Annotated in this window: 13 protein-coding genes; 6 read left to right on the forward strand and 7 right to left on the reverse strand. The window is 67.0% G+C overall.

Going from position 1 to position 13,290, the window contains the following annotated elements; translation table 11 throughout:
• The first annotated feature begins 128 nt into the window (after positions 1-128).
• Together B0E52_RS15480 and B0E52_RS15485 are read left to right on the forward strand one after the other, a co-directional pair.
• Positions 129-701, forward strand: a complete 573-nt coding sequence (locus B0E52_RS15480; protein WP_077485271.1) for a GNAT family N-acetyltransferase — start codon at positions 129-131, stop codon at positions 699-701.
• Between the two features lie 26 nt (positions 702-727).
• On the forward strand, positions 728-1,618 hold the full coding sequence (locus B0E52_RS15485) for a universal stress protein (RefSeq protein WP_254426828.1): 891 nt from the start codon (positions 728-730) through the stop codon (positions 1,616-1,618).
• Positions 1,619-1,644: 26 nt separating this feature from the next.
• On the opposite strand, the gene B0E52_RS15490 is transcribed toward B0E52_RS15485, so the two are convergent.
• A complete protein-coding gene (locus B0E52_RS15490) occupies positions 1,645-2,082 on the reverse strand; it encodes a universal stress protein (protein WP_077485273.1) in 438 nt (145 codons plus the stop codon).
• Between the two features lie 40 nt (positions 2,083-2,122).
• Entirely contained in the window at positions 2,123-2,311 is a 189-nt protein-coding gene (locus tag B0E52_RS15495; RefSeq protein WP_077485274.1) for a hypothetical protein, read from the reverse strand.
• A 284-nt stretch (positions 2,312-2,595) separates the two neighbouring features.
• On the opposite strand from B0E52_RS15495, the gene B0E52_RS15500 reads away from it, so the two are divergent.
• Complete coding sequence (locus B0E52_RS15500) at positions 2,596-3,180, forward strand: universal stress protein (RefSeq protein ID WP_254426830.1); 585 nt, start codon at positions 2,596-2,598, stop codon at positions 3,178-3,180.
• A gap of 132 nt (positions 3,181-3,312) precedes the next feature.
• Here B0E52_RS15500 and cydX read toward each other — a convergent pair whose 3' ends face one another.
• Genes cydX through B0E52_RS15515 form a run of 3 tightly spaced genes read right to left on the reverse strand, consistent with a single transcriptional unit; the run spans position 3,313 to position 5,512 of the window.
• Complete coding sequence (cydX, locus tag B0E52_RS15505) at positions 3,313-3,438, reverse strand: cytochrome bd-I oxidase subunit CydX (protein WP_077485277.1); 126 nt, start codon at positions 3,436-3,438, stop codon at positions 3,313-3,315.
• A 29-nt stretch (positions 3,439-3,467) separates the two neighbouring features.
• A complete protein-coding gene (locus B0E52_RS15510; RefSeq protein ID WP_077485279.1) occupies positions 3,468-5,015 on the reverse strand; it encodes a cytochrome ubiquinol oxidase subunit I in 1,548 nt (515 codons plus the stop codon).
• A gap of 44 nt (positions 5,016-5,059) precedes the next feature.
• Positions 5,060-5,512 (reverse strand): universal stress protein, encoded by a 453-nt coding sequence (locus B0E52_RS15515; protein WP_168174204.1) that lies wholly within the window; start codon positions 5,510-5,512, stop codon positions 5,060-5,062.
• A gap of 383 nt (positions 5,513-5,895) precedes the next feature.
• Here B0E52_RS15515 and B0E52_RS15520 point away from each other — a divergent pair, with 383 nt between their 5' ends.
• Together B0E52_RS15520 and B0E52_RS15525 are read left to right on the forward strand one after the other, a co-directional pair.
• Positions 5,896-6,615 (forward strand): response regulator, encoded by a 720-nt coding sequence (locus B0E52_RS15520; RefSeq protein ID WP_077485282.1) that lies wholly within the window; start codon positions 5,896-5,898, stop codon positions 6,613-6,615.
• Positions 6,616-8,661 carry a PAS domain S-box protein gene (locus B0E52_RS15525; protein ID WP_077485284.1) on the forward strand — a complete coding sequence of 682 codons (2,046 nt, stop codon included), beginning with the start codon at positions 6,616-6,618 and terminating at the stop codon, positions 8,659-8,661.
• A gap of 6 nt (positions 8,662-8,667) precedes the next feature.
• On the opposite strand, the gene B0E52_RS15530 is transcribed toward B0E52_RS15525, so the two are convergent.
• Entirely contained in the window at positions 8,668-9,390 is a 723-nt protein-coding gene (locus tag B0E52_RS15530; RefSeq protein ID WP_077485285.1) for a cyclic nucleotide-binding domain-containing protein, read from the reverse strand.
• 62 nt (positions 9,391-9,452) lie between these two features.
• Here B0E52_RS15530 and B0E52_RS15535 point away from each other — a divergent pair, with 62 nt between their 5' ends.
• The gene (locus B0E52_RS15535) at positions 9,453-10,664 is read left to right on the forward strand and encodes a hypothetical protein (RefSeq protein ID WP_168174205.1); all 1,212 of its coding nucleotides are present in this window, start codon (positions 9,453-9,455) and stop codon (positions 10,662-10,664) included.
• 8 nt (positions 10,665-10,672) lie between these two features.
• On the opposite strand, the gene B0E52_RS15540 is transcribed toward B0E52_RS15535, so the two are convergent.
• A complete protein-coding gene (locus B0E52_RS15540; protein ID WP_077485289.1) occupies positions 10,673-13,075 on the reverse strand; it encodes a phosphoketolase family protein in 2,403 nt (800 codons plus the stop codon).
• Positions 13,076-13,290 lie beyond the last annotated feature (215 nt).

Consider the following 13,290-nt stretch of genomic DNA (forward strand, 5'->3'; position numbering starts at 1 on the left):
GAATGCTTGCGCACCGTGCCATCTCCGCTTGAGTTGATCGTCATCAAGTGGCGACGCCACCGGTTCGCTAGAAAGCTCGTGGAACCCCGCCATCGCGGGCGTTCCGCCCTACCAGCGAGGCCATCACCATGACAACCACGACTGATTCATCAGGCAACGCTACCGCCGGAGCGGCACCTGCCGCCCTCGAAGGCGATCACTGGATCGAATCCCTGCGCGACGGCACTCGCGTGCTGGTGCGCCCGCTTCGGCTCGAGGACCGCGCCATGGAAGAGGCGCTCATCCGGCGTCTCTCGCCCGAGGCGCGGCGCTTCCGCTTCCTGGGCGATTTCAAGGTACCCGACAAGGCCATGCTCGACCACCTGATGCACGTCGACTACGTGCACGACATGGCTTTCGCGGCCTTTGCGCACGACGATGGCGAACTGCGCGAGGTGGGCATCAGCCGCTATTCCACCACTGGCGACGATCGCCAATGCGAATGCGCCGTCACCGTCGCCGACGACTGGCGTCACCGCGGCCTGGCCGTGCTGCTGATGCAGCATCTCATCGATGTCGCCCGCAAGCAGAAGCTTGCCCGCATGTTCTCGATCGACGATGTCGGCAACGAACCGATGCGCGAGTTGGCCCATTACCTCGGTTTCACCTGCGAGCCGTATCCGGAGGACCCGAAGACGGTGGTCTATTCGCTCGCGCTGTGACGCATCCGGCTCCGGATGCGGGAGGCATGATCATGCTCATCGATGAATCCCGTGCGGTCCCCCGGGCCTCGTCGCAACAAGCGGCGACTCCGACCCTGGGCTTTCGCGACGTGCTGGCACTGGTGACTTCCAGCGGGCCGTGGAGCCCGGCGTTGCTGGCCGCAGTGGAGATCGCCTCGCGCTGGAATGCGGACCTCACCGCCTGCTACGTGCCGGTCGATCTGCGTGAGCAGCGCCCCGCCGAGTCGGCCCCAGCGATTGCGGAGCCACCGGGCGAATCGGAGTACGAGCGGCCCGACGAGTCGCTCGCGTTCGCCCAGTTCGCCTTGGAGCGCGGCGTGGCCCATGCGTCCTGGGCCGTGACACGCACACCGATAGCCCCCACGCTCCGTCATCTCGGAGCGTGGCACGACCTTGCCGTGATCGAACGCGACATCGTCGACGCGGCGCACATTTTCGACGTACTCGCCGAAGGGCTGCTGAGCGCCCGGTTGCCCTGCATCCTGCTGCCGCCGCGCTGGAGCGGCAGCCTGGCGTTCGACCGCATCGTGATCGGCTGGAACGGCAGCTTCGAATCGACCCGCGCCTTGTGCAGCGCCCTGCCCCTGCTGCGGCTCGCCCGACAGGTGGTTCTCGTCAACGGCGAGCTGCGCACGCCCGATGAGCACAGCACAGGCGTGGCCGAGCCCGATCCGTTCGCCTACCTCGTGCGGCACGGCGTCGCAGCGAAACTCCACCACATCCAGGTGCCCCCCGACGAAGCGGGCCTTGCCCTGCTACGCCATGCGCATGTGCTGCGCGCCGACCTGCTGGTAATGGGAGCCTACGGGCGCTCACGCATCCGCGAGCGCTTGCTGGGAGGGGCGACGCGGCATGTCATGGCGAATGCGGACATGCCGGTGTTCATGCAGCACTGAACCGGCGGCGCCGCAACACCTGTACGTCAACGACAGACCATCACCGGGATATCGGCGCAGCCCAGCACCCGGCTGGTCTCGCTGCCGATCAGCAGGCGGTCCAGGCCGGTGCGGCCATGGCTGCCCATCACGATCAGGTCGCAACCGTATTGCCTGACGGCGCCGATGATGGAATTGCTGGGGTGATGGTCGAATTCGTAGCTGCCTTCGAACGGTACGCCGGCCTCCTCGGCCAGCGCGCGGACCGCACCGATATACCGCTGCGCCCGGTCGATGGCCTCGCGCCGGTAGTCGTCCGGCGCGCTCCGGATCAGGTCGGACAGGTAGGCCACGGCTGCCAGCGGCGCCAGCACGTGGTGCGCATGCACTGCCGCGCCGAGCTGCCCGGCCAGCGCGATGCCGAGGCGGGCCGCATGCAGGGAGGGTTCCGAATCGTCGACTGGAAGCAGGATGTTCTTGAACATGGTCTGTATTGTTCGAGTTGGAAGCCTGTCGGGCCTTGCATCACCTGCGTGCGTCGCGCATCAGGCTGCCCACCAGTGTCAGCACGCTGATCCCGCAGACCCATGCCGCACCCGTCCAGAGGGTGGGAAATTCGTCCCTGACCAGGCTGAACAAGGCACTGGCCGCAGCCACCACCAGCAGGCAGACGGAAAGTGGAGAGAACGCCGGCGGAGCCGATGAGGTTTTCATCGCACGTCCTGCCGATGGATCTCGGCTGGCCTCCGCGTTTCGCCTCGCGCCAGTATCGGCAACGGAGCGCAGGCTTTGCACGCAAGCCATGCGTGCAGCCGGTGGAGGCATCCGCAGCGGAAGCACCGCATGCCTTCCATCACGCATCTCTTCGTTGCTGGCCGATGCGATGCGACCATGGTGCTGCACTCCTCATCCCGGGATTTCAGGCTAGGCGGGTCGCGACACGGGCATGTTGATCCTAGTCAACCGGATGCGGGGCATGCCCGGCAGCGGCCGACTTGATGTCGCTCAATACACCGGAAGACACGTGTTCCAACATGCGAGTGGGATGCACGCACTCGCGTGCGGAACGTGATCACACTGGAGACCTGTCCATGACGTCCCGAATTTCCACCCGCCCCGAGCCTGCCGTCGCGTCGCCGAAGGCACCGTTCCATCGCATCCTGCTGCCCATCGACGGTTCGGAGCTGTCGTTGCACGCCTTCCGCATCGGGCTGGAATTGGCCAAGCCTCTTGGCAGCACGGTCGTGGCGCTGCATGCGGTACCGCCCTTCAATACCATCGCCTACATGACCGAATTCCTCGCCGCCGCGGAACTGCGCTACAGCCAGGAGGCACCGCAGATTGCATCGCGTTACCTGGACACGGCCAAGGCGCTGGCAAGGGAAGCTGGAGTGTCCTGCGAAAGCCACTTCGCCTTCGGCGAGCAGCCCCACGACGCCATCCTGAAAGCGGTCGATGAGCATCACTGCGACCTGATCGTGATGGCCTCGCACGGCCGGCACGGGCTGGACCGGCTCATCCTCGGCAGCGAGACGCAGAAGGTGCTGGCGGGAAGCCGGGTGCCGGTGCTGGTTTGCCGGTAACGCGGCCGACCGTTCCGCGGTCACGGGTCGCAACGTCGGCACTGCCTGGCAGCCGGTGCCGGCGATGTCCGCGCCTGCCTTACCCTGCTCTGCCCCGGCCCCCGCAGGCGTGTCCCGCGAGCGCTGGCCGGCTCAATAGTCATTGGCGACCGCGGCCCAGTCGCGCTCATCGACGGCATGCAGCTCGAACCACATCGCGTTGAGGATGCCGAACGCGCAGGCGAGGCCGACGCCGAGAAACCATGCGAAATACCACATTGTTCATCCTCCTCGTCGACCGGACGGGATCAGTACTTTTTCGTCGCATCGGAGTCCACCGGCCAGATCTTCAGTCCATCCGGGCCCAGGCGAACGAGGCGTATCGACAGGATCGCACCAGCCGCGAAGAGGCCGGCGATGGCCGTGTACGCGATAGCGGCGACGGCCATCTCCGATGCCGTCGCCTGGATTTCGGTGATGGGCAGCAGTCCGTCGATCAGCCACGGGCCACGGCCCGCTTCGCTCACCAGCCAACCCAGCGCCCCCGCCACCCACGGTACCGGCAGGCTCCAGGCCGCCAGGCGCAGAAAACCGCGGCGGTCCAGCTGACGTCTCGACGCCAGCCAGAACGCCACGCCGAACAGGACGATGCCGTATGCGCCCAGCAGCGCCATGGCCCGGAAAGCCCAGAACAGCAGCGGTACGTCCGGGATCGTGTCGCGGGCCGCGGCGGTCATCTCGTCACCATTACGCTGCAATGGATTTCGCACGTGACGCAACAGCAACAATCCATAGCCAAGGTCGGGGTTGGCACCGACCTTGGCGGCGTTGGACCCTGCTGCGCGCGAGGAAGCTTCCTTGTTGTCCAGCGCCATGAATTCCGCGAGGCCGCGGCGGATGCGCTCCACGTTCGCTGCCTCAAGCTCGTCCAGCCCCGCCACCGGCTTGCGCCACGAATGCATCGCGCCCAGTCCCAGCAGCCAAGGCATGCGCCATGCGACGCGAGTCGTGCGGCTGTCCGGGTCGGGTATCCCAAAAAGCACGAACGGGGCTGGAGCCGGCTGCACATGCCATTCGCCCGCGATCGCGGCAATGCGCATCTGCTGACCTGGCGAACCGGCATAGCCGTCCCGGTCGCCGAGCACGGCCAGTGAGAGCGCCGCGGCCAGACCGAAGCTGGCCGCGACGGTCATCGAGCGGCGGGCGATCTGCACGTTGCGACCACGCAGCAAGTACCACGCCGAGGCCGACAGCACCAGCGTCGCCGCCACGAGGTAACTGGAGCCGACGAGATGCACGAATCGAGTCTGCGCGGCGGGGTTGAGCAGCGCCAACGGCACGTCATGGATCCAGACTTGCAGGGTGCCGGGATCGAGGTACGCACCGGAGGGGTTGTCCATCAAGCCGTAGCCGATCGCGATCTTGAGCGCCGACAAGGTCGAAAGCAGCATCCACAGCCAGGTGATGAGCAGATGCTGCAGTCGCCCCAGGCCCAGCCAGTCGGTGTAAAGGCGCCAGAGGAACACGCCACCACCAAACACCAGCGGCGTCATGAGCAGGGTCAACGCCAACCCCGGGATCCCGTGCAGGTGTCGGGTGAACCGGCCGGGATCCGCGGCATACAGGATGATCAACACAATCGACCCGATCGCCCACATCAGCAGCGCGATGCCGAACAGCCTGCCCCAGTAGCGGGCGATCTGTCGCCAGATCTCCCGTTCGGTCATCACGTACACGCTTTCCATGATCGCGATGATGGGCGGCAGGCCGACGACCAGCGGCAGCAAGGTGGCGGCATAGCAGGCGACGATGTGGGACCACAGCGCCGAAGCATGGAACGAGGAAAGTTCGATCATGTTGGCTTGCTCCGCATCTTGGCCACGACCGCATCACTGGTCGCTCAATGCACTACCAGTACAGGAATTCCGGTATGCGTCAGCACTTGCTGCGTCTCGCTGCCGAGCATGAATTTCGCGATGCCGTGCCTGCCGTGCGATGCCATCACGATCAGGTCGCAGCCTGACTCCGCGGCCTTCGCGACGATCGTCTTCCAGGGCTGATCGCCCTGCACTGCGATCGTTTCGCATGCCACCCCGGCACACTCGGCCTCGTGCACAAGCGGCGAGAACAGCTCGTCGGCATATGCCCTGGCCAACTGCCGCAATTGATCCTGAGGCGGCTCGATCAGTTCCTCGACGATGCCGATGGAGTTGAATTCCATCATCACGTGCAGGCCGGTGACGCGCGCTCCGGCGCCTTGCGCCAGTGCGATGGCCTGCTCGATGGCCCGGTGCGTACCCGCGTCGTTGTCGACAGGAACCAGGATGTGCTTGAACATGTCGGTCGGATCCATGGACCGCGATTCTTCCCTGGATCGCGGTCCCTGCTCGGTAAGGGGACGCATGCATCCCGCAACGTCGTCCGGTCCACCGCCTCGGGGCATCTGATGCGGCCTGGCGATTTCCTCGCCGTCACACCTGTCGACCTCCGCAAGTCCGATCCAGGCTGCGAGGCCGCGCCCTCGGCGCGTCCTCCCACCTGCCACGCAACTGCCTCGAAGCGCTTGCCCGTGCATGGATTCCGGCCTGGCCGGCGAGCGTCACTATCCCGCGCGGCCGATGTAGCCTCTTGATGCATGTCAACTCCGATCCGGAAAGGTCTGCGTAGCCGGTGCGCGCGCAGGCTGTTGCGTTGCGATAAGCTTTCGGGCCCCTATCCCTGCACACCACGAACGCCATGCCAGAGCCCTTGCATCTGCTGGTCGTTGACGACGATGCCGGCGTGCTGGACCTGCTGCGCCGCTATTTCGCGGGCCAGGGCTTCGAGGTCAGCACGGCGGCCGATGGTGCGGGGATGCATGCCGCGCTGGCGCGCAAGCCTGCCGACCTGGTGCTGCTGGACCTCGGCCTGCCCGGCGAGGACGGTCTCGAGTTGACCCGCCAGTTGCGCCGGAACTGGAACGGCGCGCTCATCATCATCACCGGCCGTGGCGAATCGGTGGACCGCGTGGTTGGCCTGGAACTGGGGGCCGACGACTACGTCACCAAGCCGTTCGATCTGCGGGAGCTGCTCGCGCGCGTGCGCAGCGTGCTGCGACGAAGCGTCCCAGCGATGGCCACCGCGGAAACCGCCGAGGCGACGTTCCAGTTCGCCGGCTACTGTCTGCACCCGCTGGAGCGCACGCTGCGCAACGACCGCGGCGACGCGATCGCGCTGACCACCGGCGAGTACGAGCTGCTGCGCGTGTTCGTCGAACACCCCAATCGGGTGCTGTCGCGCGACGACCTGATGGAGCGCATCCACGGCCGCAACGCCGGTCCGTTCGACCGCGCCATCGACGTGCAGATCGCGCGCCTGCGCCGCAAGATCGAGCCGGATGCGACGGCTCCCGAACTGATCAAGTCGGTGCGCGGCGCCGGCTACCTTTTCGCGGCCCGCGTTCAAAGGGGGCGATGAATGGACGCCCCACCTCCCGCCATCATCAGCCTGGCGATGCTGCATACCTGGTTCGGGATCTCCCCCGACGCGATGATCGCCGTGAACCAGGAAGGCGCCATCGTGCTCGCCAACGCGCAGGCGGGACGCATGTTCGGCTACGAGGATGCGATGCTGCTCGGGTTGACCCTGGAGGCACTGCTGCCGGAACCCCTGCGGCACGCCCACCGCATGCATCGCCACGATTTCATGGCCACCCCCCGTGTGCGTCCAATGGGCATCGGCTACGAGCTGATGGGCGTGCGGCGCGGTGGCGAGTCGTTTCCGGTCGAGATCGGCCTGAGCCCGATTGCCACCGAAATCGGTGCTGTCGCGATCGCCTCGGTGCGCGACATCTCCGAGACGCGGCGGGTGCGGCAGGCCCTCGCGCGCGCGCGGCGCGACAACTTCCTCGCGCAGATCGGCCGGCTCGCGCTGGAATCACCGGACTACGAACTTGCGATCCGCCGGATACCGGAACTCGTCGCGGCCGCCCTGGAGGTGCAGGCCGTGGCCATCTTCTCCACCGACTGGCACGGCAACGCGCTGCGCGTCCGCGCCGCTACCGGATTGCATGGACAGGCCACGCAGGCGATCGTGTCCATCTTCGGCCAGACCGACCTCATTCGTGGCGCCTTCGGGACCGGGGGCCGTCATGCGGTCACGGCCGACACGCTGCGTGACGGGGAACTGGGCGGCATTCTCGCCAAGTTGGCCGGGGTCGGCTTTCATGACGTTGCGATGGTGCCGCTGTTTGGCCGCTACGAGCCGCTGGGTGTGCTGGTCGCGCTCGACTCGAAAGCGGCCGGTTTCGACCACGATCGGCTCAGCTTCCTGCAGTCGGTCGCCAATCTGCTGGCGGCGGCCGTGCAACGCAGTCGCAGCGAGGAGCAACTGGCGCATGCCCAACGGCTCGACGCGATCGGCCAGCTTACCGGCGGTGTCGCGCACGACTTCAACAACCTGCTGACGGTGATTTCGGGCAATCTCCAGCTGCTCGAAGCCGGTCTGGCCGATCGCCCGGAACTGCTGGAAATCAGCGATGGCGCACTGCGCGCGGTGGACCGCGGTTCCGACCTGACCCGCCGGCTGCTCGCGTTCGCGCGCCGGCAGTCGCTGCAGCCCCGCGCGGTCGTGCCCAAGCCGCTGCTGGAGGAACTCGGGCACATGCTCAGGCGCACGCTCGGCGAGGCCATCGCAATCGAAATCGCGTGCGAGGCGGACGTGCCGGACGTGTACGCGGACGCGAACGAGCTGGATACGGCCCTGGTCAATCTCGCGCTGAATGCTCGTGATGCAATGCCGCGCGGAGGACGCCTGCACATCGCCGTGCGCGAAACCGTGGTCGAGGACGCGTCCAACGGATGGAAACTCCCGCCGGGCCGCTATGTGGCATTCGACATCAGCGACACCGGCACGGGCATGGCGCCGGAGGTGCTGGCGCATGCGCTGGAGCCGTTCTTCACCACCAAGGACGCCGGCAAGGGCAGCGGCCTCGGCCTCAGCATGGTGTACGGCTTCGTGACCCAGTCCGGCGGCAGCCTGTCGATCGACAGCCGGCTCGGCTACGGCACTCACATCGAACTGTTGCTGCCCGTCGCAAGCGTGCCGGGCGCCACGGCGGTGGGAGCGAAGCCGCCGCGTGACGAACTGCCCGAAAAGTGCGCCACCATCCTGGTCGTCGAGGACGAAACGGACGTGCGCACCGTCGCGGTTCGGCTTCTGGGGGCGTTCGGCTACCAGGTCATCCCGGCGGGCAGCGCCCGCGAGGCGCTGGATCTGCTCACCGGGAATCCCGGCGTGGACCTGCTGTTCTCCGACGTGATGCTGGGCAGCGGCATGAATGGCGTGGAACTCGCACACGAGGCGCGCCGCCTCCGGCCCGGGCTCGCGGTGCTGCTCACGTCCGGTTACCGGGGGCGACAGGGTGGAGCGGAGGGCCCGACCACGCCATTCGAGCTGTTGCGCAAGCCCTACCGGCGGGAGCAACTGGTCGAGGCCGTGCGCCGGGTGCTGGATGACGCGTGAAGCCGCTCACTGGATCGTGCAGGGCGTGCCGACGCAGGCGCGCAACTTGGGCACATCCAGCAACTTCACTTCGCGGCGAAGCACCGAGATGTACTGGAGCCGCTCCAGGTGCGACAGCGCCCGGGTCACGGTTTCGTGCTTCAGCGCCAGGAAACTCGCGATATCCGCCCGCCCCATCCGCAGGATGAAGTGGCGGGCACTGAAGCCGAGGCGGGCGAGGCGGGCGGCAATGTCCAGCAGGAACGCCGCCACGCGCTGCTCGGCCGGCAGGGTTCCAATCGTCAACATCCAGACGCGGTCGCGGCGGATTTCCTCGGCCAGCGCCGCCGCCAGGCGAACCTGCAGCTCGGGGATGTGACGCAACGCATCCAGCACCGGCGGATACGGCAGTTCCCAGATCTCGGCATCGTCCAGCGCGACGGCATCGCAGGTGTGCACGCTCAGGCCGATGGACTCGACGCCGAGCAGGTCGCCGCGCATCCTGAATCCGGTCACCTGCTCGCGGCCATCCTCGGACAACTCGCAGGTCTTCAGGAACCCCGCATGCACGAAATGCAACGCGCGGAATGGCTGGCCGTTGCGGTACAGGTATTGGCCCGCCCTCACCTTCCGGCGTGTCACGACCATGTGCCGCTGCAACTCGGCGATATCCAGCTCGAGCGGCGCTTCGTGCCGGAACGATTGCGGATTCGTGGCTTCAGGCGCGAGCGGTGCGAACGAGGTGTCCATGCCGTACTCCCGTTGTGTGGTTGCGTTCGACGCCAAAGCTAGGGCGCGACCGCAACCACAGGATGTCGGCCGGGCAACGCTTGGTAACAGTGCGTAACAGCGGCGCCATCGCGGCACGCCGGCTTGATGCGCGTCAATTCGCCCGGGCGGCGGTCCGGGATAGTCGACACAGCTCAGCTGCCTTCCCGCCCATGATCGAGCCACGCCGGTTGTCCCCGTTCATCGACCTCGCCGCCGTCGAAGCCTGGGATGCTTGGTTCCGTTGGCGCGAGCGCAGCGTGCTGCGCGATGTTTCCATCGAGGACACCTGGTGGCGGGTAGTCAGCACGCTGGCGTCGGCGGAGCCCAGCCATGAAGAAGCGACATGGCAGGTGCGCTTCATGGACGCCTTGGCCAGCTGGCGATTGCTGCCTGACGAGCGCGTGCTGGCGAAGATCGGCACCGGCCGGTCCGGCTGGCACGGCGATGTGCTGCACGCCGTGCTGAACGCGGCGTGCTTCGTATCGCCGGAAGGCGCGCCGCGCGCGACCATCGACTTCGCTGCGCTGGCCGATTGCGCGGCCCTCGCTGTGCGGGCCCTCGACAACGCCGCGCTGCTGGCCGGCCATGTGGCGACACGGTTCCGAATCGGCATCGTCGGCGTCGCCGACGCACTCGCCCTGCTCGGGCTGGAGTACGACAGCGATGCGGGGCGCGCACAGGCAGCGGCGCTGGCACGAGCGCTTGCGGAGGGCTGCCTGGGCGGCAGCATCGCGCTCGCCGCGTCGCGGGGAGCCTGCAAGCGCGACGCACGCGGGCTCATCGCGCGCGCGATGCTGCGCGACGCACCGCGGGACCTGCTGAAGGATGCCGCCCGGCACGGCCTGCGCCACATGCAGCTGACTGCGATCACCTCGCAGCCCCGGCTTGCACTGCTGGCCAACGACGTGGCCGACGCCGTCGACCCGCTGCTCGGCGAGAACCATGCGCATGCGATCGAGGCGGCCGACGGGCGACGCACGATACGCTCCTCCGGCTACGCGCTGAACCTGCTGCGCGGCCACATCGGCCGCCCTGGCGAGCGGCCGGACACGCTGGAACACCAGTCGTGGTTCGCGCAGCTCGCGATGCGCGCCGCGCTGCAACCTTGGATGGACATCCCCATCGCCTACCCGCTGCTGACGGTGCGTCAACCCGAAGAATCGCAACGGCTGGAGGCCAGGAAACTGACAGCTCAGCATGGCCTCGGCGAACCAACCTGGCGCAGCTCGGCGGAGTTGCAGGCGATCCAGTAGCGCTGCGCTCAGCGCAATATGCCCGCCTCGGGAGACGCCCATGCCCATTCGCGCACTTCCGGCAGGTCCATGCCGTGCTCGCAGATGTAGCGGCGGTGCTCGGTCAGCTTGTCCAGCAGTTTCTGTTTGAGGTAGACGGTCCGCGAGGCGAGCCCGGGCAAGCGCTCGATCGCATCCATCACCAGGTGGAAGCGATCCAGCCCGTTCAGCACCGTCATGTCGAACGGGGTGGTGATCGCCCCCTCTTCCTTGTACCCATGCACGTGCAGGTTGTCGTGGTTGCGCCGCCGGTAAGTCAGGCGATGGATCAGCGCGGGGTAGCCGTGGTAGGCGAAGATCACCGGCCGGTCAGCGGTGAACAGCCGATCGAAATCGCCGTCGCCGAGACCATGCGGGTGCAGGCTAGGTGACTCCAGTTTCATCAGGTCCACGACGTTGACGACCCGGATCTTCAGCTCCGGGAGGTGGTAGCGAAGGATGGATACGGCAGCCAGCGTCTCCAGGGTCGGCACGTCGCCTGCACAGGCCATCACCACGTCAGACTCGCCGTCCTGGTCGTTGCTGGCCCATGGCCAGATGCCGATGCCGCGACTGCAATGCTCGACGGCAGCCTCGATGCCCAGCCACTGCGGCGCGGGATGCTTGCCGGCGACCACCACGTTCACGTAGTGGCGGCTGCGCAGGCAGTGATCCATCACCGAGAGCAGGCAATTGGCGTCCGGCGGCAGGTAGACCCGCACGATCTCCGCCTTCTTGTTGACCACGTGGTCGATGAAGCCGGGGTCCTGGTGGGTGAAGCCGTTGTGGTCCTGCCGCCACACGTGTGAGGCGAGCAGGTAGTTGAGCGAGGCGATCGGCCGCCGCCAAGGGATGCGCGAAGTCATCTTCAGCCACTTGGCATGCTGGTTGAACATCGAATCCACGATGTGAATGAATGCCTCGTAGCAGTTGAACACGCCATGGCGGCCGGTCAGCAGGTAACCCTCCAGCCAACCCTGGCACTGGTGTTCGCTCAGCACCTCCAGCACGCGGCCATCGCGGGCCAGGAATTCGTCGGTCGGCCGGGTCTCGGCCTCCCATTGGCGATTCGTCACCTCGAACGCGGCCTCCAGACCGTTCGAGATCGTTTCGTCAGGCCCGAAGATGCGGAAATTGCCCTGGTCCCGGTTGGCGCGGATCACCTCGCGCAGAAAGCCGCCGAGCACGTGGGTATCGCCAATGCCAGCCACGCCCGGCTCGGCCACCACCGCGGCATGCTTGCGGAAATCGGGCATGCGTAGGTCGTGCAACAGCAGACCGCCGTTGGCATGCGGGCTGGCGCTCATGCGCCGTTCCCCGCGCGGCGCGAGCCTGCGCAGCTCGGCGCGCAGCCGGCCGCGGGCGTCGAACAGTTCGTCGGGTCGATAGCTGCGCAGCCATGCCTCCAGCGCCGTGAGGTGCTGCGGCGTGGCGGCGGACACCGGCAACGGCACCTGGTGCGCGCGGAACGTGCCCTCGACCGGCTTGCCGTCGACGATCCGTGGACCGGTCCAGCCCTTCGGCGACTCGAGCACGATCATGGGCCATGCCGGTCGAGCATGGCTCCTCCCGTCGCGCGCCACGTGCCGGATCCGCCGGATGTCGGCGCAAACCGCATCGAGCGCCGCCGCCATCATCCGATGCATGGACGCGGGGTGGCGACCGCGCACGAAGTACGGCTTCCAGCCGCAGCCGCGCAGGAATTGCGACAGCTCGCGGCGAGGAATCCGCGCCAACACGGTGGGATTGGCGATCTTGTAGCCGTTCAGGTGCAGGATCGGCAGCACCGTCCCGTCGCTGACGGGGTTCAGGAACTTGTTGCCGTGCCAGGACGTGGCCAGCGCGCCGGTCTCGGCCTCGCCGTCGCCGATCACGCAAGCGGCGATCAGGCCCGGGTTGTCGAACACCGCACCGAAGGCATGGCTCAACGAATAGCCGAGCTCGCCGCCTTCGTGGATCGAGCCAGGGCACTCAGGCGAAGCGTGGCTGGCGATTCCGCCAGGGAAGGAGAACTGCTTGAACAGGCGCTGCAGGCCCGCCTCGTCTTCACTGATCTCCGGATAGAGCTCGCTGTACGTACCGTCCAGGTAGGCATTGGCAACCACCGCCGGTCCGCCGTGTCCGGGACCGGAGAGATAGATCATGTCGAGCTTGTGCTGCCGGATCGCCCGGTTGAGGTGCGCGTAGATGAAATTCTGCCCGGGCGTCGTCCCCCAGTGGCCGACCAGCGTGTGCTTGACGTGCTCCAGCTTCAGCGGCTCGCGCAACAACGGGTTGGCGCGCAGGTAGATCTGGCCGACCGACAGGTAATTGGCCGCACGCCACCAAGCGTCGATGCCCCGCAGGACCTGTGGATCGACCACGTCGCGACGGACTCCGGTTTTCAAGTTCATGGCTCGCCGTGTCCCGTTCCGCCCCAGCGACGGCGAACGGATATCAGCATGCGGCCATCCCCTCCCAGTTGATCTCGATCAACGCCGTTGCAGGCGAATGACGCAGGCTGGCCGAAAATTCCACCATCGCTCGGCTGGCTGCTACCAGCGGCACGATTCGTCACCCGATGCGTTGCCGCGCGCGGCGACGGTGCCCACGACCCGGAAGGTTCGAC

It is taken from the genome of Rhodanobacter sp. C06, assembly GCF_002001105.1.
Taxonomy (GTDB): domain Bacteria; phylum Pseudomonadota; class Gammaproteobacteria; order Xanthomonadales; family Rhodanobacteraceae; genus Rhodanobacter_A.